Genomic DNA, 21,483 nt, shown 5'->3' with positions numbered 1-21,483 from the left:
AAAAATAATGAAATATATTGTAAATTTATCCGTATGATGCTATTATATTTTTCAGAAGAAATAGTTCCCATTTTCATATATTAAACCCTATAAAATATATCTTATTGAATATTGTTTAAGGATTAATAAGAGTCAAATTTTTTTTGAAGAGAGGCTTGTTATAGGATGATTAGTATCTCCTTAGTTTTCCGTTTACTCTTGGCAAATATATTTATAAGTACGAGTTTTTCAAAGATAATGAAGTTCTCAGATTTCAAAAAAACAGTATTTTCCTTTACTAAGATTAATAACTCACGAGTCATTTTAACTTCATCTATATTTGTCATTACAGCAGAGTTGATTTTATCATTATTATTACTTTTTCAATCGACGAGATGGATCGGGGCACTTGGAATATTCATTCTACTACTAGTATTTACAATATTAATATCATTTAATTTAAAGAAAAGAAATATTATAAAATGTAGTTGTGGAGGAGTTCTTGGGAGCAGCTTCATTGGAAAAAAAACCATTTTCAGAAATTTGAGCTTAATGCTCTTATCTTTCGCTATACTTATTATTCCCACCAGAACAAATACAGTAAATGTATACAACTTCATCTTACTAGAACTTGGAATAGTTTTTTTATTTATAGGCCTTATCATTGCTCGTAACATACATAATTTATTAGATGAAAAGTGGGATTTAAATGCAGATTGAGCTAGTTTTCAACCTTATATTAATGATCTTATTAATTTTAATTTTATATTTCATGTGGAAGATAACTAATCTATTACAAAAAAACGAAACTGGGTTGTCAATTAAGAAAAAAATAGAACTTCACCAGGTAACAGATCAAGGAATTGAAAAAGGCGATATTCTTCCCGATTTTACAATTATTAATCCTGTAAATCACAAAGAAACTGTAATTCCTTCAAACACCTTACAAGATAGTTTTCTGTTATTAACTGCAGTCGGCTGTGGTGAATGTCAAAAGCTGCTAGAAGATCTTTCTATTTATAACTTGAAGAACCTAAATGAAAAAATAGTTGTATTATCATTTATGCCTCCAGAAGCTAATGTTATTCCTGATATAGATAGAAAAAACCATTTTAGTGCACTAGAAGAATTGCCAGAAATAACTCACTACATTAGCTCTGTTAATACACTTGAACAATTGAAATTCAATCAATTTCCATTAATTATGGCTATCGATTTTGAAGGTCGATCGTTAGGTACATACCATGGGAATATTGATATTTTACGTGATTTATCAACTTGGAATAAAATGTGAGTTTTTTTCAAATGAAAGGGGGTGAATACAGTGGCATGTAAAACAAAAAATAGATGTGTTTATGACTTTTCTAAATGTAACCATCTTATAGGTTATTCATATTATCGTTATACTCAAGTTTGGGGTTGCAAAAAGGGGGAGTCTGTAATTGTCGCGTCTCCTAAATGCTCAGCCAAACCTTGTGTCAAAGCATAATAAAAAAAGAAAGACTTTTAAAGTCTTTCTTTTTTTATTTATCTCGTAACAATTCCACATTGGTGAATATAAATTAGGGTTAACTATTAATAAACCATGAAACTTTTATTTAAAAGAGGCTGAAAATGTTTAGAAACGTTTTTAAAGTTATTAAAATTTATTTTCATATATCAAAACTCAGTTTGATTATTCTCCTTTTATTTTCTGTTATGCTTTCTATTCTCCCTATCTATTCACTAACAGTGACTGAGGAGATAGGCAATAACATTTCAAGTTCGACTGATTTTTCAAAAATTATCTGGTTATTGATTTATCAAGCTATCTTATATATTAGCATTCAGATACTATCTTTGATCAATAGTATCATCGAAAATAATTTAGACTACAAATTTACGTACCATTTTGAATTAAATTTAATTAATAAAGTAAGTAAGATTAGGACTTCCACTTTAGATAATTCGACTATATATAATGATATATTACAAGTTTCACAAGTAATCCCTTTAATGGGAACTCGTTTGTTAATTGATATAATAGAGTTAGTTAAAGGTATTTTATCCATAACTGGATTAATTGTAATCCTTAAAAATTTACACTGGTCGATCGTTACCTTATTAGTGATTATCAGCGCCATTAATTTTCTTATGTCAAGGTTGTATAACAAAGAAGAACTTGCCATTTTGGATAAAACCAGTGAAATAAAAAGAAAAAAAGATACAATTTGGGATCTGTTAAAAAACAGAGAATCAGTTGTTCAAATAAAAATGTTTCAAGTTGGTGATTATTTAATAAACAAGTGGAGTAAATATTATTGGAAAGCAGTAAATCCTGAACGAATACTTAACAACAAACGGGAATTTCTAGTTCAAATTTTAATGATTGGTACTCAAATTTTGCAATTGGTTATTTTAATCATTTTCATTATTTCAAATTGGCCTAATATACCCATTGGAACATTTATGTTGCTAATTCAAGCAATATCACAATTCCAAGGCTTTTCTCATCAGATAGTCGGTTCTTTAACAAACTTGCATCAAACTACAATTTACCTTCCTCTATATTTCAATATATTAAATAAAGAAGAGGAAGAGCCGGCTGCCACCAAGAAAGTTAATTTCGACAAATTAGAACATAGTATTCGCGTAGAAGATTTAAGTTTTAGATACTCTAACTCAGAATCTTATTGTTTAAAAAATGTCAATTTAGAAATATTAAAAGGAGAAAAAGTTGCAGTTGTTGGGTTTAACGGGTCTGGCAAAACAACTTTAATTAAGTGTTTAATAGGCCTATATGATAATTATGCTGGAAGTATATATTATGACAGTAGAGAAATACAAGAATATAATCAAGACTCAATACGAAAGCAAATAGGCTGGTTAGCTCAGGACTTTATAGAATATCCATACCACCTTGAAGAAAATGTGTATTTGGGGGATATAATGAAAAAAGATCCTGATTTAACTTATTCTTTAGAAAAAAGCTTAGTTAATGAATTTGCAAAAAAATTACCGTTAAAACTAAAAACGGTGCTTGATCCTTCTTTTGAAGAGGGAGTTGATTTATCTGGTGGACAATGGCAAAAAGTTGCTTTAGCTAGATTATTTTATCGTGATTCTAATTTAATGGTTATGGATGAACCTACATCCGCAATAGACCCCATCTCAGAAAATAAAATTTATAAGAATTTGTTTAAAGAAGACAAAGATAAAACCATCATTATACTTACTCATCGTTTAAATGTATGTACTTTAGTTGACAAAGTAATAGTCATGAAAGATGGTAATATAACTGACATCGGATCACATAAAGAGCTAATCAAATCAAGTTCATATTACAATGAGTTGTATACATCTCAAACTCAAGATGGGTATCTTAAATTATGACAACCAGTTTCTGTTGTCTTAGAAGTATTGTTTAAATAAAAATACTTTTCTCGCGTCTTTCTGATCTTAGTTATTCCATATTTAAATATGAAAATTAATTAGACAAAAGCCTTTGATCTTACGACAAAGGCTTTTGTTTTTACTTTGTATTTGCCTATCATGACATTTTTACAGTTCAATATTTACAAACCAATGGACATATATTTCGTTTCAAGGTATGGCTCAATGCCTTCCGAACCGCCTTCGCGGCCGACGCCGCTTTCTTTCATTCCGCCGAATGGCGCTTGAACCGCTGACGGTCCTCCGTCATTCCAGCCGATAATGCCGTACTCGAGATTCTCGGAAATATAGATGCCGCGGCGGTAGTTTTCTGTGAAGAAGTAAGCAGCCAAGCCGTACGGCGTATCGTTGGCAAGCTGAATCGCTTCATCAATATCAGAAAACGTGATGATCGGTGCAACCGGGCCGAAAGTTTCCTCGTGCATGATATTCATGGACGTATCGACATCGGCGAGCACTGTCGGATTGACAAAGTAGCAGCCTTTGTCATCGTTTCGGTCATACGTGCCCCCTGCAAGAACCTTCGCGCCTTTTTCAACGGCATCATCGATTTGGCTGACGATTTTTTCGAAGCCTCTTTTATTGATAATCGGGCCGACATTGACGCCATCTTCAAGCCCATTTCCGACTTTGAGCTGAGACACTTGCTCGCTTAGTTTCGCGGCAAATTCGCCTTTAATCGACTCGTGAACGATGAGACGGTTTGCACAAACACAAGTCTGTCCGGCGTTTCTGTATTTAGAAGCCATCGCCTGTTCAACGGCAAGGTCCATATTTGCATCTTCATCCACGATCAGCGGCGCATGTCCTCCGAGCTCCATGGAGACATGTTTCACGGTGTCCGCACTGTTTTTCATGAGGATTTTCCCTACCGGTGTTGATCCTGTGAAGGTGATTTTGCGGATTTTCGGACTGCTTGTGAAGACATTTCCGATCTCTTCGCCGTCGCCGATCACAACCTGAAGGACGTCCTTCGGAATGCCCGCTTCATATGCGAGGCGCGCAAGCTCATAGGCAGACAGCGGTGTGTCCGGTGCCGGCTTGATAATAAACGTGCAGCCGGCAGCAAGAGCAGGCGCCGCTTTACGTGTAATCATCGCATTCGGGAAATTCCAAGGCGTGATGGCAGCAACAGGGCCGACTGGCTGGCGTGTGACGACAATTCGTTTGCCGGTTGTCGGAGCAGGGACCGTTCTTCCGTACACACGCTTCGCTTCCTCTGCGAACCATTCGATATAGCCTGCGCCGTATAGTACCTCACCGACCGCTTCCTGATACGGTTTTCCGTTTTCCTTTGTAATTAAATCTGCAAGTTCTTCTTTATGTTCAACAATCAGCTCATACCATTTTTTTAAGAGAGACGCTCTTTCATTCGCTGATGTTTTAGACCACGTTTTAAACGCCTGATGTGAACGTTCAATGGCTTCTTCTACTTCTTTGGCTGATTGCTGAGGAATCGTTTTGATCTCCTCGCCCGTAGCCGGGTTGCAGACCGTTAATTGATCTGGCATATTGAACATTCCTTTCTTTTTTATGATTACTTAAAATGATAGCAGACCCAGCCGTTTTCTTTCCAATGATTACGCTCGCAGGCCCGCCTCCAATATGCTGAGCCCTTCATTCAGAAGGCTGTCTGAGATGACGAGCGGCGTTAGAAAGCGAATGATATTGCCGTTGATTCCCGCTGTCAGCAAAAGCAATCCGTTTTGATTCGCATACGCCGCAATCGCTGCCGCTTTCGCCTTATCAGGCTCTCGCGTGTCGGGGTCCTTGACGATTTCGATGGCCGCCATTGCCCCGAGTCTGCGGATGTCACCGATGAACGGGAATTCTTGTTTCCACTCATACGCCTTCTCTTCAATGATTTTTCCAATTTCTTCAGAACGGTCATTCAATCCTTCTTCTTCAATGATATCCAAGACAGCCAAAGCCGCAGCGCACCCGAGCGGGCTGCCTGCATACGTGCCCCCCAGCTCCCCGGGCGCCGCCGCATCAAGCAGTTCCGCACGGCCGATCACACCGCTTAACGGCAAGCCCGCCGCAAGTGATTTAGAAACCGTGATCAGATCAGGCACTACATCAAAATGCTCAATCGCGAAATAAGCGCCAGTTCTGGCAAAACCCGTTTGAATTTCATCAGCGACAAAGACAATGCCGTGTTCTTTGCAAAATGACGCAACGTGCTGCACAAACCTTTTCGATGGGATAATGAAGCCGCCTTCTCCCTGCACTGGCTCCATCACGACACACGCCACCGTTTCCGGCGCGACGGAAGCGATGAAGAAATCATTAAACGCTTGGATGATCATGTCGTCATAGCTTTCATCACTCATGCCCGCCGGCTTTTGATAATAATAGGGGAACGGTGCTTGATAAACCTCTGAAGCAAAAGGTCCGAAGCCGAATTTATAAGGTTTTACCTTGCTCGTCATACTCATCGTCATATTCGTCCGCCCGTGAAACCCGCGTGTAAACGAAACAACCCCTGGGCGCTTTGTATATTTTCTGGCGATTTTCACAGCGTTTTCAACCGCTTCCGCCCCCGAGTTCAGAAAGATCGCTTTTTTCTCATAGCTGCCCGGTGCAATGCCGCACAGTTTTTCGGCTAATTCGATATAAGATGGGTACATTATGACATTGAACCCCGGGTGAATGAGCTCCTCAGCCTGCCGCTTTACAGCCTCAACCACCTTCGGATGTGAGTGTCCGACGTTTACCGTTCCGATGGCGCCTGCAAAATCAATAAACCTCCGGCCGTCCAAATCGTACAGCTCAGCCCCCTCTCCTTTGGCCGCCAGACTGCGGTTGCCGTTGCTCACACCTTTTGACACGAATTGATCCCGTTTTTGCTGCCACTGGGCAGTCGTGATGCTTGCTGTTGTTTCACTCATGTGAATGTCCCCCTGTCGCTATTTTCTTATCATTCTGACTTCTTTTTGGTATGATGAAAAGTACCAATTATAACTTTTTGATAGTATCAGAAGGAGACACCGCAAATGGATATCACAATCACACTCGACCGCTCAGAACAAGCCGATTATATCTATCAGCAAATTTATCAAAAGCTGAAAAAAGAAATCCTCAGCCGCAATCTGCTTTCCCACTCGAAGGTTCCCTCCAAACGGGAGCTGGCAGAGAAGCTGAAGGTTAGCGTAAACTCAGTGAATGCAGCCTATCAGCAGCTGCTGGCTGAGGGATATTTATACGCCATTGAGCGAAAGGGTTTTTTCGTGGAGAAGCTGGACATGTTTTCAGCCGAGGAGCACCCTCCGTTTGTACTGCCGGATGATCTGAAAGAGGTTCACCAAGATCAGAGCGATTGGATCTCGTTTTCACACATGAGTGCCGATACAGACCATTTTCCGATCAAAAGCTGGTTTCGCTGCGAGCAAAAAGCGGCCTCCCGCTCATACCGCACGCTCGGTGATATGTCGCATCCGCAAGGAATATATGAAGTGAGAGCGGCCGTTGCCAGGCTCATTTCTTTGACGCGGGGTGTAAAATGCCGGCCGGAACAAATCGTTATAGGGGCAGGCACACAGGTGCTCATGCAGCTATTGACTGAGCTGTTGCCCAAGGAAGCGGTGTATGCGATGGAGGAGCCCGGTTACAGGCGCATGTACCAGCTTTTAAAACATGCCGGAAAACAGGTGAAGACCATTATGCTTGATGACAAAGGCATGTCGATTGCTGAAATCAATAGACAGCAGCCTGATGTGCTGGTGACGACCCCGTCGCATCAATTTCCGGCCGGAACGATTATGCCTGTATCCAGAAGAATTCAGCTGCTGAACTGGGCAGCCGAGGAACCGCATCGCTATATTATTGAAGACGATTATGATAGTGAATTTACATACGATGTCGATAGCATTCCGGCGCTTCAAAGCCTCGGCCATTTTCAAAATGTCATCTATATGGGCACCTTTTCAAAATCCCTTCTCCCAGGCTTGCGGATCAGCTATATGGTTTTGCCGCCGGAGCTGCTCCGGACATACAAACAGCGGGGCTATGATTTGCAGACATGCTCGTCGCTTACACAGCTCACCCTGCAGGCATTTATCGAGTCCGGAGAATATCAGAAGCATATTAAAAAAATGAAGCAGCATTATAAAGAAAAGAGAGAGCGCCTGATCACCGCTTTAGAAACAAAGTTCAGAGGAAAGATTTCCGTAAAAGGGGCGAATGCGGGACTGCATTTTGTCACCGAATTTCATACAAGCCGCACCGAACAAGACATTCTGGCACACGCCGCCGGCCAGCAGCTCGAAATCTTCGGAATGAGCCGATTTGACTTGGAGGAAAAAAACAAGCGGCAAACAGGCCGGCCCGCTCTCATTATCGGCTTCGCGCGGCTGAAGGAAGAAGACATTCAGGAGGGTGTCGAGAGGCTTTTCCGTGCTGTTTACGGACATAAAAAAATCCCCGGTACAGGGGATTAATTCACCAGCGATCCTGGTCAACATTCAGTATGGCTTCAAGCAGGCCGGGAAACGCCTTTTCAAGGTCTTCAGCGCGAAGCGAATAATACCGGCGCTTTCCTTCTATCCGAACTTGAGCGATGCCTGATTCTCTCAGTACTTTAAAATGATGCGACAAGGTCGATTTGGCAACCTGTACATCCGCACAGGTGCCGCACGTTTTTTCTTTCGCTTCAGCTAATTGCTTTACCAGCTCTAAACGAAGCGGATCACTAAGTGCGTGAAGAACCTTTGTCAGCTGCAACGTTTCTGTTTCTGGATGGTTTGGAATGTTCATGACACAAATGTATCACACAACAATTAGAATGACAATTTTACTATTTGAGGGTTTTTCCTTTACCTCATTTTGAATACATGATACAGTTAGTTCGATTAAATTCGAACAATAAAATCAGCATAACGATGGAGGAGATTGACATGATCGTATTACAAGCTTACATCAAAGTAAAACCAGAAAAACGCGAGGAATTTTTGAGCGAGGCACAATCGCTTGTTCAGCACTCAAGAGCTGAGGAAGGCAACGCGCAATACGACCTATTTGAAAAAGTGGGTGAAGAAAATACATTTGTGATGCTTGAGCAATGGAAAGATGAAGCGGCGATGAAATCACACAATGAAACTGCGCATTTCCAAGGATTTGTCGCAAAAGGAAAAGAACTGCTGAGCGCCCCTCTTGATGTTGTCCGCACAGAGCTTAGCGAGTAAGGAAAGGGTGTCCCATATGAATGAAGTCATCAAATCATTAACAGACCACCGCTCGATTCGCAGCTATACGGATCAACCTGTAGCACAGGAACAATTGGACCACATCATTCAAGCGGTGCAAGCAGCCCCCACTTCTATCAACGGGCAGCAAGTGACTGTGATCACAGTGCAGGATAAAGAGCGCAAAAAGAAAATCTCCGAACTGGCAGGCGGTCAGCCTTGGATTGATCAGGCTCCTGTTTTCTTGCTATTCTGCGCAGACTTCAACCGGGCCAAAATCGCGCTTGAAGATCTGCATGATTTCAATATGGAAATCACAAACGGATTGGAGTCCGTTCTTGTCGGCGCCGTAGACGCCGGTATCGCCCTCGGCACAGCGACAGCAGCGGCCGAATCCCTCGGACTGGGAACGGTTCCTATCGGGGCGGTTCGCGGAAACCCTCAAGAGTTGATCGAACTGCTTGAGCTTCCGAAATATGTGTTCCCTGTTTCCGGCCTTGTCATCGGGCATCCAGCTGACCGTTCAGCGAAAAAACCGCGTCTTCCGCAGGAAGCAGTCAATCATCAGGAAACCTATTTGAATCAAGATGAGCTGACGTCCCACATTCAGTCATATGACGAGACAATGTCTGAATACATGAGTAAACGGACAAACGGACAAGAAACAAGAAACTGGTCACAGAGTATCGCTTCCTATTATGAGCGCCTATACTATCCGCATATCCGTGAAATGCTTGAGAAACAAGGATTTAAAGTTGAAAAATAAGCCTCACCCGGCCTGTCGGATTTTCCGGCGGGCCTTTCGATTGTCCGGTTAAAATCCATTGACTTCTATTTAGTTTATTTGGTAAAATTTTTTCATTGTTACTCATTGGTTTTCTGTGAACCAATGGGTTTTCTAATGTTCAAGAAAGAAGGAAGCCATGAGATGCATGATAAAAAAACAGATATCTTGTTAACTGCGAGAAAGCTTTTTTCAGAAAAGGATTTTACGTCGGTTTCTATGCAGGCGATCGCAGAAGAATGTAAGATGTCAAAAGCTTCGATATATAAGCTGTTTCAGTCTAAGGAAGATCTGCTTTTAGAGCTGCTGTCATTTAACCAGAAGCAAATGGTGGCCGCGGCCTCAAGACTTCAGGAAAATACCTCGCTGACACCGGAGGAGCGTTTGATGCAAAAGGTCAAAATGGAGCTGGAAGGCTTCAGGCGGAACCAGCAGTTTTTCAATATGCTGACCTACGGGAACCCTAAGCTGCATAATAACCGGGTCAAACAGCATATCCATCAGACCAGATCAACGATTATTTGCTGGCACCGCGATTCGCTGATCCAGGCGTATGGAGAAACCATTCTCCCGTTTGTGTGGGATTTAGTCATCATTCTTCACGGCATGATGCGCGAGTTTGTCATGCTGATCAAAATCGAGGAAAAACCGCTTGAGCTTGACCCCATCGCAGCGTTTATCATCAGCACCCTCAATCAGCTTGTCAAAAACAAGGAAACCCGGCAGTCTCTCCTTCCTCCTGAAGCCATCGAGCTTTATATTCATTCAGCATCCTCCTACAAGCCAAAGGATAAATCAGCCCTGTTGTCGGAAAGCCTGAAGGAATTACACCAAGGCATCTCTTCCCTGCCCCCCGCGGACTTTGACGTAGATGAACTGACATCCGCAGCCGCTATGCTGGAGGAAGAAGCGAAGAAGAAAGAACCCCGCGCTTTTTTGCTCAAATCACTGATTGGCTATCTGGAACAAACCGGTGTTTTAACACAGCCCGTTTCGATGTTAAAAACACTGTTAATTACTTAGAGAAAAGAAGGGATATGTATTGGATAAAAGTATTGCACCAAAACCTTTTAATCGTTCTGTCATTGTCGGCATTTTATTAGCCGGGGCGTTTGTCGCGATTTTGAATCAGACGCTGTTAATTACCGCGCTTCCCCATATTATGAGGGATTTCAATGTAGATGCCAACCAAGCGCAATGGCTGACAACTTCATTTATGTTAACCAACGGGATTTTAATTCCGATTACGGCGTTTTTAATTGAGAAATTCACGAGCAGGACGCTGCTCATCATAGCAATGAGTATTTTCACTGCCGGAACAGTCGTCGGAGCATTCGCGCCGAACTTCCCGGTTTTGCTGACAGCGCGTATCATTCAAGCAGCAGGTGCAGGTATTATGATGCCGCTCATGCAGACCGTATTCCTGACGATCTTTCCGATTGAAAAGCGTGGCCAGGCTATGGGTATGGTTGGATTGGTCATCTCATTCGCGCCTGCGATCGGGCCGACTCTTTCCGGATGGGCAGTCGAAGCTTTCTCTTGGAGATCTCTGTTTTATATTATTCTTCCGTTTGCTGTGATTGATTTAATTCTTGCCAGCATCCTGATGAAGAACGTGACGACTTTAAGAAAAACACAGATTGATATTTTATCAGTGATCCTTTCGACATTTGGATTCGGCGGGCTTCTGTACGGCTTCTCAAGCGTTGGATCTTATGGCTGGACCAGTTCAACCGTCTTGATTTCACTGCTGGTGGGTGCCGTCGCACTTATTTTATTTATTACTAGACAAATGAAACTTGAAAAACCGATGCTGGAATTCCGCGTCTTTACGTTTGGCGTTTTCAGCTTAACAACACTGCTTGGAACGCTTGTCTTCGCACTATTGATCGGTACGGAAACCATCCTGCCGCTTTATACACAAAACGTCAGAGACGTCACAGCTTTTGATACAGGACTCATGCTTCTTCCGGGAGCCATTCTGATGGGCTTCATGTCACCGATCATCGGCAGAATCTTTGACCGTGTCGGCGGAAGAGGGCTGGCAATCGCCGGTTTCTGCATCATCTTCCTGACATCGCTGCCGTTCATGCAGCTGACCGACCATACGTCACTCGCTTGGATTGTCGTTTTATACACTGTTCGCCTTTTAGGTACCGCCATGATCATGATGCCGGTGACGACAGCCGGAATCAACGCGTTGCCGCGCCACCTGATTCCGCATGGAACAGCGATGAACAACACCATCCGTCAGGTCGGCGGCTCGATCGGAACCGCACTTTTGGTGTCCGTCATGAGCAACCAGGCGGCACACGCAGGCACGACAAATGTGAAACACGCAGCCTTGCACGGCATGAACGCCGCATTTCTCGTGGCAGCCTGCATCGCACTTGCCGGCTTCCTTCTATCATTTACATTAAAGAAACCTCAGCGCCCTGCCGAACAGCAGGCGGCACGCTGATCACATAAAAAGGCCCCGCTTTTAAGCGGAGGCCCTTTTGTTTACTTCTCTAAACCGTCTTTTACTTCTTTAATCATTTGCGTCATAGACTCAAGTCCGCCTCCTGATAAGTACCAAGTAGCAGAATCAAGGTAAACGACGTGATCATATTTCACTGCGTTTACGTTTTTCACATAATCGTTTTCAACGACTTGTTTTGTAGATGATGTTTCTCCGATTGCTGTACCGCGGTCAATGACAAACAGGTAATCCGGGTTTGTTTTTGAAATGTACTCGTAAGAAACACTTTGTCCATGAGTAGAGGCTTTGATGTTTTTATCAGCCGGTGTCACGCCGAATACGTCATGGATCAGGCCGTATCTTGATTTAGAACCGAACGCGCTGATTTTTCCGTCGTTCGCCATGATGACAAGACCGTTTTTGTTAAGCTTTTCAGCTGTTTTCTTAAGGTCTGCAATTGAGCTATCAATTGTTGCAAGTTCATCTTTTACTTCATCTTCTTTATCAAAGATCTTACCGATTGTTTCCGCGTCTGACTTAAATGACTCCATGTATTTCGCTGTGTCCACGCCAAGGTAAATCGTCGGCGCGATATCAGAGAATTCTTTGTATGACTCAGATTGTCTTCCTGAAATAATGATCAGATCAGGGTCTATTTCAGCCACTTTTTCAAAATCCGGCTCTTTTAAGCTTCCGACATCCGCATATTTGTCATCTTTGAATTGGGACAGATATTTAGGAAGGGCTTGTTTCGGGAGGCCTGCCACTTTATCATCAAGGCCGAGTTTATCTAACGTATCTAAGCTTCCAAAATCAAACACGACTACTTTTTCAGGGTTCTTTGGCACTTTTGTGCCGTCTTTGTCAAGCAGGTGTTTCACTGTGATTTGTTCATTCTTTGAATCAGAACCTTTGCTGCTGCTTGTACTTTGGTTTCCGCATGCAGAAATGACAACTGCCGTTACCAAAGCGATGAATAATAATGCAAACTTTTTCATGCTCTTCACCTCTTCTATAGATTAAGAAAAATAAACACCTATTCTTTGATGATCAATCGTCTGAATCGGGATGGTCATATCGTAGATTTCTTCAAGCACAGAGGTTTCAATAATCTCCTCGGGCGGCCCCTCTTTTACGATTCGGCCGTTTTTCAAGGCAACGATATGATCGGAGTAGACGGATGCGAAGTTGATATCATGAATAACGATCACGATTGTTTTTCCAAGCTCCTCCACCAGCCGTTTCAGCAGTTTCATAATTTCAACTGAATGTTTCATATCCAGATTGTTCAGCGGCTCATCCAGAAAAATATAATCGGTGTCCTGGGCAATGACCATTGCGATAAATGCCCTTTGGCACTGTCCGCCGCTCAGCTGATCTAGGTATTTGTCCTGAATGTCTTCCAGTTTCATATAGCCGAGCGCCTGGTTGATATGACCCCAGTCTTCCTCTGTCAGCCGGCCTTGTGAGTAAGGAAATCTGCCGAAGCTGACGAGATCTTTGATGGTGAGCCTGATATTGATTTGGTTCGCCTGCTTCAAAATGCTCATTTTTTTAGCAAGCTCTTTGCTGTCGCATGATCCAATCTCTTGGCCGTCTATGAAAATCTCGCCGGAATCTTTTTTGATCAGGCGGCTCATTATAGACAGCAGCGTGCTTTTGCCGGCGCCGTTTGGACCGATAAACGAGGTAATTTTGCCCTTTTGAATCGTGACTGATGTCTCTTCAAGGACCACTTTCCCGCCATATTGTTTGCTTACATTTTTGACCTCTACCATGATTTATTCTCCTTTAACAGCAAGTAGATAAAATAAATCCCGCCGGCAAAATTGATAATGACGCTCAGCGTCGTTGAAAAGGTAAACACTTTCTCAACCACAAACTGTCCTCCCACCAGCGCAATGATGCTGATGAAGACAGAGCCTGCGATTAAGTATGAATGCTTATACGTTTTCAGGAATTCTCTCGCCAGGTTGACGACAAGAAGGCCTAAAAACATAATCGGCCCGACTAGCGCTGTTGAAACAGAAACAAGGATCGCAACCACGACCAGCATCTGCTTCACCACTTTGTCGTAGTCAATGCCCAAATTCACGGCGTGCTCGCGCCCGAGCGACAGCACGTCAAAAAACTTCGTAAAACGCCAGACGTAAACGCCTGTCAGCAGGAAGATGATGAACGCGAGCCATAACAAATCCGTATTGATGTTGTTAAAGCTGGCAAACATCTTGTCCTGCACCACTTGAAACTCATTCGGATCAATCAGCATCTGCATAAAGGAAGACAGGCTGCTGAACAGTGTGCCAAACACGATTCCAACGAGCAGAAGGAAAAAGATATTTCTCCCCTCTCCCTTAAACATGAGCTGATACAAAACTAGAGAAAACACGATCATCAGCAGAACAGAGATGATAAAGTTCATGTTTTTATTCATGATGACCATATTTGTAGAACCGAATAAAAAGATAATGCCGGTCTGAATCAGCATGTAGAGAGAATCAAGGCCCAAGATGCTCGGCGTCAGGATGCGGTTGTTCGTAATCGTTTGAAAGATCATCGTCGAAAACGCAATCGCTCCTCCCGTCAGCACAATGGCAGCGACCTTTTTGATTCTTCTCGGCAGGGTGTAATCCCAATTGCCTACGTCATAAAACAAAAACAAGCCAATACAAACAATGGCTAAACCAACGAGCATCGCAATTTTCATCTGGTTACGCATAAGCTTTTCTCCTTAACAGCATAAACAGGAAAATGCCGCTGCCGATGATTCCGACCATCAGGCCAATCGAGATTTCATAAGGGAAGATAATGATTCTGCCCAATATATCGCAAAACAGCACAAAAACCGCTCCCAATAGCGCCGTGTGCGGCAGGCTGTTCTTTAGATTGTCTCCTCTGTAAATCGATACAATATTCGGGATAATCAAACCGAGAAACGGAAGCATACCGACAGTCAAAATGACAAGAGACGTGATCAGGGACACGATCATGAGCCCGATGTTCACAACCCGCTTGTACTTCAGGCCGAGGTTGACAGAAAAGCTTTCTCCCATACCGGCCACTGTAAATTTATCCGCATACAAATAGGCAATGATGACGAGCGGAATACTCAGATAAAGAAGCTCGTATCTTCCTTTCACGACTAAAGAGAAGTCTCCCTGAAGCCATGATGACACATTCTGAATCAAGTCATATTTATATGCGATAAATGTCGCGATTGAACTGACGATATTCCCAAGCATTAAACCGACAAGCGGAATAAAGATGGTGTCGTTAAACTTGATTCTTTCAAGGATTTTCATAAACAGAAAATTTCCTGCAAGGGCAAAGACAAACGCGATCAGCATTTTGATTAAAGGACTGGCGGATGTAAACAGCAGCAAAGAAATTAAAATGCCGAGCCTCGCCCAATCCACTGTGCCCGCGGTTGTCGGTGACACGAATTTGTTTCTGGTGATCTGCTGCATAATCAAACCGCAGATGCTCATGCTTAAACCCGCGATAATGATGCTGATCAATCGCGGCAAACGGCTTGCAAACAGCGTTGACGCCTCTTGTTTGCTTAAATCAAAGAGATCAAGCGGCGACAGATCTTCTACGCCGATAAATACAGATGTGACTGCTAATATGATAAGTAGAATAAATAAGTAACGTAGCTTCATGCTGCCTCCTCACATCCTTACAGCAAAAAGAACGTATCTCCTACTCCGCAAGGACTCAAAACAATATGGCCATATAGTAATTGATTATCATTATCATTTACATATTACCATTTTTCTAGTGTTAGTCAATATTCTTTCAAAATATTAATCTGATCATATAATCAATTTTACTCATCGTTATCATCATTTTCAAATCCCAAATCGTTAGGCTGTTTACCATATTTATCTTCACAACGCATGTATACGGTCAACAAACCTGACATCGTTCCTCGTGGAAAATACAAATGTTCATTCCAGAAAGAAATTACCCCTTGATTTACAGGACTGAAAGAGAGATAATAAATACTAAATTTGTGAGAAAATTTTAAACATTAGGAGATGTAAACATGAAGGTCGTTAAATTCGGAGGCAGCTCACTCGCTTCAGGCGCTCAGCTTGAAAAGGTGTTTCACATCGTAACCTCAGATCCGGCACGGAAAGCTGTAGTCGTTTCAGCTCCGGGAAAACGCTATGCTGAGGATACGAAAGTGACTGATCTCTTAATCGCATGTGCAGAACAATATTTGGCATCAGGCAGCGCCCCTGAATTGGCGGAAGCTGTTATGGAACGGTATGCCCTCATCGCCAATGAGCTTCAGCTGGAGCAAAGCATTATCGAAAAAATCCGCGATGATCTGTTTACGCTTTTAGAAGGAGATAAAAACGATCCCGAGCAGTATCTTGACGCAGTCAAAGCCAGCGGGGAGGATAACAACGCCAAGCTGATCGCCGCCTATTTCCGCCATAAAGGCGTCAAAGCGGAATATGTCAACCCGAAGGACGCCGGCCTTTTTGTGACACATGAACCCGGCAACGCGCAAGTTCTTCCTGAATCCTATCAAAACCTCTATCGTCTTCGGGAACGTGACAGCCTCATTATTTTTCCCGGTTTTTTCGGATTCAGCAAGGATGGCGATGTGATCACATTCTCACGGAGCGGTTCTGATATTACCGGTTCCATTCTCGCCAACGGACTTCAAGCTGATTTGTACGAAAACTTTACAGACGTGGACGCTGTGTACTCTGTCAATCCGTCCTTCGTTGAGAATCCAAAGGAAATCAGCGAACTGACATACAGAGAGATGCGGGAGCTGTCCTATGCGGGCTTTTCAGTTTTTCATGATGAAGCGCTCATTCCGGCGTTCAGAGCGGGGATTCCCGTACAAATCAAAAATACGAACAACCCGTCAGCCCAAGGCACACGCGTCGTGAGCAAGCGGGATAACACAAACGGCCCTGTCGTCGGCATTGCCAGCGATACCGGCTTTTGCAGCATTTATATCAGCAAATATTTAATGAACAGAGAAATCGGATTTGGGCGCAAAGCCCTTCAAATCTTGGAGGAGCACGGATTGACGTATGAGCATGTTCCATCGGGAATTGATGACATGACCATCATCTTACGGGAGGGTCAAATGGATGCCGTCACTGAACGCAGTGTGATCAAACAGATTCAAGAGGAGCTGCACGCCGACGAAGTGATTGTCGAGCATCATCTCGCACTGATTATGGTTGTTGGAGAAGCGATGCGCCACAATGTCGGCACAACGGCGAGAGCGGCCAAGGCATTATCAGAGGCAAAAGTGAATATCGAAATGATCAATCAGGGATCTTCTGAAGTGAGCATGATGTTCGGCGTAAAAGAAGCCGAAGAAAGAAAAGCCGTTCAAGCGTTATATCAGGAATTTTTCGCGGGCGTGCTGATCTCTTAATTACATAAATAGCGGGCGCAAACGCCCGCTATTTTTTTATGCCCATCTGGCTCATAGCTGTGTCCATTTTTTCTCTTGTCCTCTAATGGCCCTGACAAACGGACCTGTTCTGCATACCTTATAGTATCCATTATAGGGAGGTGAAGCCTTATGTCAGGATACACTGGCGGCGGCGGTTACAATAATTCATTCGCTTTAATCGTTGTATTGTTTATTCTTTTGATTATTGTTGGAGCCGCTTATGTAGGCGGCGGCTTCTACTAAACCTTTTTCACTTACCTCGTATGGCGCCGTAAGACAAATTAATCTTACGGCGTTTTTGTTTTTTATATGGTCCATACCCAATCCTCTGTGATCATTCAGCATATGATAATGTAATCTCACAAGGAGGTGGCACAAGATGTCAGGTTATGGAGGAAACTCATTTACTTTGATCGTTGTGTTATTTATCCTCTTGATTATTGTGGGTACTGCATTTTATAACGGGGGATACTAAGAAAAATATTCTCCGGTGAAGAGCAGCGCCGTGACATACATGTCTTGCGGCGCTGTTTCTGTAAAAAACCCCTTCTCACTAATGAGAAGGGGCTGGTTCTTACGTCATTCCTCTTTCCGCCACATGAAAGTCGAGTGCTTCCGCGTTAGCTGAGACGCCAGCCGCTGTAAAAATTGCAGCCGCGGCTAAACAAATAACAAACAACTTAGATTTCAATTTCATACAAACCTTCACTCCTTTGTATTTGTTTTCTTGCCTCTTCAACTTTTAGAAAGTAGGAAGCAGACAGTTTAAACCATTTCTGTTCATAGTAATATTTTGCTACTTCTAGGGCTAAATCCTCTATATCAGCGTACATATTTTTATTTTTTAAGTATTGGAAACATCGTTCGATTCCTATTTCATTGGGCTGATCCTGATATAGGGATTTCAAAAACTCGAATTTTACCGCGTAATCTGCATCGTCTGTTTCTTTAGCATATTCATAGCCCCGCTTGTGATATGCCGAAGCTTTATCATGTTTTCCCCGTTTATAATAAATCAGGGTGATTAAAAAATAGGCTTGCGGCAGTGAATTGATAATCCGGCTGCTTTCAAACGTGGAGACCGCTTTTTCAAAGTAGTCAATAGCAGGGTCGAGAATGTCTTGATTGTAATAGCATAGTCCGAGATTGTAGTATGCTCTTCCGACCAGCTGGGCTTTTTGTTCTGCTTCGGCCATATCGAGCGCCAATTTAAAATGGCTTGCGGCTTGTTCAAAATTCCTTTCATCCATCAGGTTAACCCCGTAGACGAAATGGCATTGAATGATTCTCACATTATAGGTTTCCTGCTCCACATAAATTTCATAGGCGTTTTTTATATTGATCAGTGAAAAGTACGTTTGCTTCATATAATAATAAGCTTCCGCGATTTTAAAATAGAATTCAGCCCGTTCAATATGGTCTGCGACAAAGGAGAGCTTCTTTTCCGCCTGTTTATAGTATGTAATGGCAGAAATAAATTCCCGCTTATCAAATTCATACATCCCGCGGAAAAAATTCACATAGTAGTCGAGCAGCCCTTTGAGATCCGCCTGGTTGCTGTCAATGTTTCTTGATAATTCAGACAGGCTTGGCTGGTCCTCGATATTTAATTTCTCTAACGGCTCAAGATAATCAAGCATAAGCTGGTGGCGAAATTCCATTAGTGAATAATAGAGCAGCAAGTTGGAATCATGCTGCATGTGTTTCAGTTCCTGCTGGATTTCAGCTTTTAACACTTCGGCATCCGGCACGCTGAATGTGCGGATATATTTGTACCACTCGTTAATTTTTTGACCGACCGCTGAAGAAGGAATCACCCCGCTCTTCATTCCTTCACCCTCTCCCATCAAAAACTGTTTATGTCATATTTTATCATGTTTACAGACCGTCCCAACCCGAAAAACACGCAATCTTTGTTTCGGGAGCACGCAATAAACCGAAGTGATACGCAAAAAAGGCGGTTGCACCTCATGATGCCGCCGCCCTGTATGTTATGGCTGTTTTGCCGTTAAAGGAAGGCGGATGATGAATGTTGTGCCTTTTCCTTCTTCACTCTTGATTTCTACTGTGCCCTGATGCATTTCAACGAGCTGCTTGACGATGGAGAGACCGAGTCCGTATTCCCCGTATGCCGTGTTCGTTCTTGAAATATCAGCTTTGTAGAACCGCTCCCAAATATGCTCAATATCCTCTTTTGAGATGCCGACTCCCGTATCTTCAATTTCGATAATCGTCTCTTTATATCCTTCTATTCCGCGCAGCCAAATGTTACCGTTTTGCGTAAATTGGATACTGTTTTTTGTCATGTTGACGAGGATTTGAATGAGCCGGTCGTAATCGGCGTGAACGATGACGTGATCCTCTACCTGAATCGTCAGCTTGTTTTGCTTTTCTTCCGCCTGCTGTTCCAAGTGCTCTTTCACAATTTCAAAAACCTCAATCAGCGGAACATCGAGCTTGTTCAAGGTAATTTGCTGGGATCTGATTTTTTCATAATCTAGATTTTCTTTGACGAGCCGCAGCATGCGCTTTGTTTCCTCACTGATGAGCGAGAAGCATTTTTCCTTCTTATCATCAGGAATCGTATGGCTGTTCAGTCCTTCAACCAAGCCGTTAATCGTCGTCAGCGGTGTTTTTAATTCGTGTGATACATCAGCGATAAACTGTCTTCTCCGCTTCTCAAGGCGGTCGATTTCATCCCTTGATTGCTTTAATTTTTTCGCCATGATCGTAAAATCAGACGCCAGCACGCCGATTTCGTCCCCGTAGCTGCTTTCCAAGTGAATGTCATAATCACCGGAAGCCACTTTATCCGTCGCTTCTCTTAGCTTTTCAATCCGTTTCACATGGAATTTCGATAGCAGCCAGCTAACGAGAATGGAAATGGCAAGCGTGCTGATCACGGCATAAAACATGTAGAGATTAACTTGATTGACCATCTGTTCAACACCGCTGATCGGAGAAATCAGTAGAACGGCCCCTTTAAATTCGTTCTGGACATAAATAGGCTGCGCCACAAGAGAGACTTCATCATCGAAACGGCCATCCGCTCTGATCATGACAGTCTGCCCTTTCTTCAGCTTACTCCACTCTGATTTCTTAAGCTTTTCTCTTGGCGGAAAACCTTCGGGCATGAAGTAAGGGCGTTGCTTTTCATCAAAGAGCATGAATTGTGTCTTTCTCGTGCTCAGCAAGTCCTGATACGGGTACAGCCTGTGCATGTCAATCTGGCCGCCTTGGAATTCGTTTGCGATCTGCACAGCATATGACGTCAATTCCTCTACTTTGTTTTGATAGGCAAACTCTTTCACAAAGTGGGAAAAGAGAGAAATGATAATGACAAACGCTAAAATCAAAATACTGATATGGCTCAGCAGCAGCTGATATAAATATTTAATCTTCATCAAATTTATACCCTACTCCCCACACCGTATATAGGAAAGGCTTGTCCTCGCTGGCAAGCTTTTTCCGCAGCCGTTTAATATGAACGTCGACCGTTCGCTCATCTCCGTAGAACTGATAGCCCCATACCTGCTCAAGCAGCTGTTCTCTGGAGAACACCTGCCGCGGATTTTGGACCAGGTAATAAAGCAGATCGAATTCCTTCGGCGTGAGGTTTTCCACAGGCTCTCCGTTTAAGAATACTTCTCTCGTCTTCTTATTAATTGTAAAACATTCAGATTCGATCATATCATCATCCATAACCGCCTTGCCTGTCGCCTGATATCTTCTGATAACGGCTTTGATGCGGGCAACCAACGTCAGCGGACTGAACGGCTTCGTGACATAATCGTCCGCTCCCATCTCAAAACCGATAACCTGATCTGATTCAGTGTCTTTGGCAGTCAGCATGATAATCGGAACCGTGCTTGTCTCTCTTATTTTTCTGCAGATGGTCATGCCGTCCATAGAGGGAAGCATAATGTCCAAAATGATCAGATCCCAATTATCCTCCGTAAAACGCTGGTACCCCTCTAACCCGTCATGAACGAATTCCGCTTCAAAACCTTCCTTAAAAAAGAACATCTCCGTCATCGTACATACACTAACGTTATCTTCTATCATTAATATTTTCATTAGATCCTCCGGTTGTTTTGATGCTTTTCTATATCATAGCACCATTTTGCACAGGAGGTTTTGTGTTTCACAATTGTTAGTTTTTATTTAATCAACTAGCAATACATTGTTCATAGTTTTTTCATACCTTAGG

General features: G+C 42.9%; 22 protein-coding genes. 11 read left to right on the top strand and 11 right to left on the bottom strand.

Annotated features, from left to right (window positions below):
- The first annotated feature begins 165 nt into the window (after positions 1–165).
- The 3 genes from ABZM97_RS02305 to ABZM97_RS02295 all read left to right on the top strand — a co-directional run bounded on the left by ABZM97_RS02305 (position 166) and on the right by ABZM97_RS02295 (position 3,351).
- Positions 166–699 (top strand): MauE/DoxX family redox-associated membrane protein, encoded by a 534-nt coding sequence (locus ABZM97_RS02305; protein WP_367387169.1) that lies wholly within the window; start codon positions 166–168, stop codon positions 697–699.
- Positions 689–1,273: a hypothetical protein gene (locus tag ABZM97_RS02300; RefSeq protein ID WP_367387168.1), complete on the top strand. Its 585-nt coding sequence runs from the start codon at positions 689–691 to the stop codon at positions 1,271–1,273. The genes ABZM97_RS02305 and ABZM97_RS02300 overlap by 11 nt, the downstream gene beginning before the upstream one ends.
- A 320-nt stretch (positions 1,274–1,593) precedes the next feature.
- Positions 1,594–3,351, top strand: a complete 1,758-nt coding sequence (locus ABZM97_RS02295; RefSeq protein WP_367387167.1) for an ATP-binding cassette domain-containing protein — start codon at positions 1,594–1,596, stop codon at positions 3,349–3,351.
- 182 nt (positions 3,352–3,533) lie between these two features.
- On the opposite strand, the gene gabD is transcribed toward ABZM97_RS02295, so the two are convergent.
- Positions 3,534–4,922, bottom strand: coding sequence for a succinate-semialdehyde dehydrogenase (gabD, locus tag ABZM97_RS02290; protein ID WP_367387166.1), 1,389 nt, complete (start codon positions 4,920–4,922; stop codon positions 3,534–3,536).
- 69 nt (positions 4,923–4,991) lie between these two features.
- Positions 4,992–6,302, bottom strand: a complete 1,311-nt coding sequence (gene gabT / locus ABZM97_RS02285; protein ID WP_367387165.1) for a 4-aminobutyrate--2-oxoglutarate transaminase — start codon at positions 6,300–6,302, stop codon at positions 4,992–4,994.
- Between the two features lie 105 nt (positions 6,303–6,407).
- Here gabT and ABZM97_RS02280 point away from each other — a divergent pair, with 105 nt between their 5' ends.
- On the top strand, positions 6,408–7,850 hold the full coding sequence (locus ABZM97_RS02280) for a PLP-dependent aminotransferase family protein (protein WP_367387164.1): 1,443 nt from the start codon (positions 6,408–6,410) through the stop codon (positions 7,848–7,850).
- 1 nt (position 7,851) lies between these two features.
- Here ABZM97_RS02280 and ABZM97_RS02275 read toward each other — a convergent pair whose 3' ends face one another.
- The gene (locus ABZM97_RS02275; protein ID WP_087993028.1) at positions 7,852–8,166 is read right to left on the bottom strand and encodes a helix-turn-helix transcriptional regulator; all 315 of its coding nucleotides are present in this window, start codon (positions 8,164–8,166) and stop codon (positions 7,852–7,854) included.
- Positions 8,167–8,306: 140 nt separating this feature from the next.
- On the opposite strand from ABZM97_RS02275, the gene ABZM97_RS02270 reads away from it, so the two are divergent.
- The 4 genes from ABZM97_RS02270 to ABZM97_RS02255 all read left to right on the top strand — a co-directional run bounded on the left by ABZM97_RS02270 (position 8,307) and on the right by ABZM97_RS02255 (position 11,839).
- The gene (locus ABZM97_RS02270) at positions 8,307–8,594 is read left to right on the top strand and encodes a putative quinol monooxygenase (protein ID WP_003225015.1); all 288 of its coding nucleotides are present in this window, start codon (positions 8,307–8,309) and stop codon (positions 8,592–8,594) included.
- Between the two features lie 16 nt (positions 8,595–8,610).
- A complete protein-coding gene (locus ABZM97_RS02265) occupies positions 8,611–9,360 on the top strand; it encodes an NADPH-dependent oxidoreductase (protein ID WP_087993029.1) in 750 nt (249 codons plus the stop codon).
- Between the two features lie 162 nt (positions 9,361–9,522).
- On the top strand, positions 9,523–10,401 hold the full coding sequence (locus tag ABZM97_RS02260) for a TetR/AcrR family transcriptional regulator (protein WP_087993030.1): 879 nt from the start codon (positions 9,523–9,525) through the stop codon (positions 10,399–10,401).
- A gap of 19 nt (positions 10,402–10,420) precedes the next feature.
- Positions 10,421–11,839, top strand: coding sequence for an MDR family MFS transporter (locus ABZM97_RS02255; protein ID WP_087993031.1), 1,419 nt, complete (start codon positions 10,421–10,423; stop codon positions 11,837–11,839).
- Positions 11,840–11,880: 41 nt separating this feature from the next.
- Here the strand turns inward: ABZM97_RS02255 and ABZM97_RS02250 are convergent, their stop codons facing one another.
- The 4 genes from ABZM97_RS02250 to yclN are packed head-to-tail and all read right to left on the bottom strand — an operon-like array spanning position 11,881 to position 15,501.
- Positions 11,881–12,837, bottom strand: coding sequence for a siderophore ABC transporter substrate-binding protein (locus ABZM97_RS02250; RefSeq protein ID WP_367387163.1), 957 nt, complete (start codon positions 12,835–12,837; stop codon positions 11,881–11,883).
- Positions 12,838–12,858: 21 nt separating this feature from the next.
- Positions 12,859–13,617 carry a petrobactin ABC transporter ATP-binding protein YclP gene (gene yclP / locus ABZM97_RS02245; RefSeq protein WP_087993033.1) on the bottom strand — a complete coding sequence of 253 codons (759 nt, stop codon included), beginning with the start codon at positions 13,615–13,617 and terminating at the stop codon, positions 12,859–12,861.
- Complete coding sequence (gene yclO, locus ABZM97_RS02240; RefSeq protein WP_367387162.1) at positions 13,611–14,558, bottom strand: petrobactin ABC transporter permease YclO; 948 nt, start codon at positions 14,556–14,558, stop codon at positions 13,611–13,613. Before yclO ends, yclP begins: the two co-directional genes overlap by 7 nt.
- On the bottom strand, positions 14,551–15,501 hold the full coding sequence (gene yclN, locus ABZM97_RS02235) for a petrobactin ABC transporter permease YclN (protein ID WP_087993035.1): 951 nt from the start codon (positions 15,499–15,501) through the stop codon (positions 14,551–14,553). Before yclN ends, yclO begins: the two co-directional genes overlap by 8 nt.
- A 386-nt stretch (positions 15,502–15,887) precedes the next feature.
- Here yclN and ABZM97_RS02230 point away from each other — a divergent pair, with 386 nt between their 5' ends.
- From ABZM97_RS02230 to ABZM97_RS02220, 3 genes are all read left to right on the top strand, one after another.
- Complete coding sequence (locus ABZM97_RS02230; protein WP_087993036.1) at positions 15,888–17,252, top strand: aspartate kinase; 1,365 nt, start codon at positions 15,888–15,890, stop codon at positions 17,250–17,252.
- A 150-nt stretch (positions 17,253–17,402) separates the two neighbouring features.
- Complete coding sequence (locus ABZM97_RS02225) at positions 17,403–17,516, top strand: YjcZ family sporulation protein (protein WP_039075856.1); 114 nt, start codon at positions 17,403–17,405, stop codon at positions 17,514–17,516.
- 136 nt (positions 17,517–17,652) lie between these two features.
- Positions 17,653–17,748, top strand: coding sequence for a YjcZ family sporulation protein (locus tag ABZM97_RS02220; protein WP_148962990.1), 96 nt, complete (start codon positions 17,653–17,655; stop codon positions 17,746–17,748).
- Positions 17,749–17,847: 99 nt separating this feature from the next.
- On the opposite strand, the gene phrC is transcribed toward ABZM97_RS02220, so the two are convergent.
- From phrC to yclJ, 4 genes are all read right to left on the bottom strand, one after another.
- Entirely contained in the window at positions 17,848–17,970 is a 123-nt protein-coding gene (phrC, locus tag ABZM97_RS02215) for a phosphatase RapC inhibitor PhrC (protein ID WP_087993038.1), read from the bottom strand.
- Positions 17,954–19,102: a response regulator aspartate phosphatase RapC gene (gene rapC, locus ABZM97_RS02210; RefSeq protein ID WP_087993039.1), complete on the bottom strand. Its 1,149-nt coding sequence runs from the start codon at positions 19,100–19,102 to the stop codon at positions 17,954–17,956. Before rapC ends, phrC begins: the two co-directional genes overlap by 17 nt.
- A 162-nt stretch (positions 19,103–19,264) precedes the next feature.
- Entirely contained in the window at positions 19,265–20,680 is a 1,416-nt protein-coding gene (locus ABZM97_RS02205) for a HAMP domain-containing sensor histidine kinase (protein ID WP_087993040.1), read from the bottom strand.
- Entirely contained in the window at positions 20,667–21,350 is a 684-nt protein-coding gene (gene yclJ / locus ABZM97_RS02200; protein ID WP_087993041.1) for a two-component system response regulator YclJ, read from the bottom strand. The genes ABZM97_RS02205 and yclJ overlap by 14 nt, the downstream gene beginning before the upstream one ends.
- Positions 21,351–21,483: the final 133 nt, after the last annotated feature.

The organism is Bacillus vallismortis, assembly GCF_040784915.1.
Lineage (GTDB): Bacteria > Bacillota > Bacilli > Bacillales > Bacillaceae > Bacillus > Bacillus subtilis_G.
This window is presented reverse-complemented; position numbering and strand designations above follow the sequence as displayed.

What these genes read in the sequence shown, in the direction of transcription:
- ABZM97_RS02305 (WP_367387169.1), top strand. Translation starts at nt 166, where the DNA reads ATGATTAGTATCTCCTTAGTTTTCCGTTTACTCTTGGCAAATATATTT.
- ABZM97_RS02300 (WP_367387168.1), top strand. Translation starts at nt 689, where the DNA reads ATGCAGATTGAGCTAGTTTTCAACCTTATATTAATGATCTTATTAATT.
- ABZM97_RS02295 (WP_367387167.1), top strand. Translation starts at nt 1,594, where the DNA reads ATGTTTAGAAACGTTTTTAAAGTTATTAAAATTTATTTTCATATATCA.
- gabD (WP_367387166.1), bottom strand. Translation starts at nt 4,922, where the DNA reads ATGCCAGATCAATTAACGGTCTGCAACCCGGCTACGGGCGAGGAGATC.
- gabT (WP_367387165.1), bottom strand. Translation starts at nt 6,302, where the DNA reads ATGAGTGAAACAACAGCAAGCATCACGACTGCCCAGTGGCAGCAAAAA.
- ABZM97_RS02280 (WP_367387164.1), top strand. Translation starts at nt 6,408, where the DNA reads ATGGATATCACAATCACACTCGACCGCTCAGAACAAGCCGATTATATC.
- ABZM97_RS02275 (WP_087993028.1), bottom strand. Translation starts at nt 8,166, where the DNA reads ATGAACATTCCAAACCATCCAGAAACAGAAACGTTGCAGCTGACAAAG.
- ABZM97_RS02270 (WP_003225015.1), top strand. Translation starts at nt 8,307, where the DNA reads ATGATCGTATTACAAGCTTACATCAAAGTAAAACCAGAAAAACGCGAG.
- ABZM97_RS02265 (WP_087993029.1), top strand. Translation starts at nt 8,611, where the DNA reads ATGAATGAAGTCATCAAATCATTAACAGACCACCGCTCGATTCGCAGC.
- ABZM97_RS02260 (WP_087993030.1), top strand. Translation starts at nt 9,523, where the DNA reads ATGCATGATAAAAAAACAGATATCTTGTTAACTGCGAGAAAGCTTTTT.
- ABZM97_RS02250 (WP_367387163.1), bottom strand. Translation starts at nt 12,837, where the DNA reads ATGAAAAAGTTTGCATTATTATTCATCGCTTTGGTAACGGCAGTTGTC.
- yclP (WP_087993033.1), bottom strand. Translation starts at nt 13,617, where the DNA reads ATGGTAGAGGTCAAAAATGTAAGCAAACAATATGGCGGGAAAGTGGTC.
- yclO (WP_367387162.1), bottom strand. Translation starts at nt 14,558, where the DNA reads ATGCGTAACCAGATGAAAATTGCGATGCTCGTTGGTTTAGCCATTGTT.
- yclN (WP_087993035.1), bottom strand. Translation starts at nt 15,501, where the DNA reads ATGAAGCTACGTTACTTATTTATTCTACTTATCATATTAGCAGTCACA.
- ABZM97_RS02230 (WP_087993036.1), top strand. Translation starts at nt 15,888, where the DNA reads ATGAAGGTCGTTAAATTCGGAGGCAGCTCACTCGCTTCAGGCGCTCAG.
- ABZM97_RS02225 (WP_039075856.1), top strand. Translation starts at nt 17,403, where the DNA reads ATGTCAGGATACACTGGCGGCGGCGGTTACAATAATTCATTCGCTTTA.
- ABZM97_RS02220 (WP_148962990.1), top strand. Translation starts at nt 17,653, where the DNA reads ATGTCAGGTTATGGAGGAAACTCATTTACTTTGATCGTTGTGTTATTT.
- phrC (WP_087993038.1), bottom strand. Translation starts at nt 17,970, where the DNA reads ATGAAATTGAAATCTAAGTTGTTTGTTATTTGTTTAGCCGCGGCTGCA.
- rapC (WP_087993039.1), bottom strand. Translation starts at nt 19,102, where the DNA reads ATGAAGAGCGGGGTGATTCCTTCTTCAGCGGTCGGTCAAAAAATTAAC.
- yclJ (WP_087993041.1), bottom strand. Translation starts at nt 21,350, where the DNA reads ATGAAAATATTAATGATAGAAGATAACGTTAGTGTATGTACGATGACG.